This window comes from Vibrio sp. YT-19(2023) (assembly GCF_033337395.1).
Genome location: NZ_JAWOQN010000647.1, coordinates 1 through 641 on the forward strand (window position 1 = coordinate 1; position 641 = coordinate 641).

Sequence of the window (641 nt, forward strand, 5' to 3'; positions counted from 1 at the left end):
GATTAAGTTGACCGAATACGGAGTCGATGGAGCAAGCTTGCTGGTACCAATGACCTTTATGGTGATCATCGGTACGGTGGTATTACAAAGTGCCACTGCTCGCCCTATGGCGATTGCATTGGGTGTCGCTGAACCTGCGCCGAGAGGCTTCCTACTTATTGGGGCGAACCGAGTCGCACGTGAAATTGGCCAAGCGTTAGCGCGTTATGATCGACGTGTACTGATGACGGACTCAAACTGGGAGTACATCAGCCAAGTTCGTATGATGGGCCTGGATTATTATTACGGTAACCCGATTTCTAGCCATGCGGATGACAACCTGAACATGATTGGCATTGGTCAAGTGGTCGCACTCACGCCAGATCAACACTTCAACATCATGGCTTGTATGCAATTTGTCGACGAGTTTGGCGAAGATAAAGTGCATTGTCTGCAAAAAGTGAAGACGAATGGAAACGGCAGTGAAAAGCACTCTGTTGCTCAGGAGTATCACGGCAAGCTGTTGATGGGGGGCAATGTTAGGTACACTCAGCTAGCGAGCCTGTTAAGCCGAGGTGCAGAAATCAAGCACACCAAACTGAGTGAGAACTTCACTTACCAAGAATATTTTGAACATCACGAAACCATGTTGGTGATCCCCC

1 protein-coding gene is annotated in these 641 nt (G+C 48.7%); it reads left to right on the forward strand.

What is annotated here, in order from left to right; genetic code table 11:
- Positions 1-641, forward strand: a 641-nt coding sequence (locus R7E78_RS27660) for an NAD-binding protein (protein WP_318058822.1), incomplete at both ends; no start/stop codon positions are given.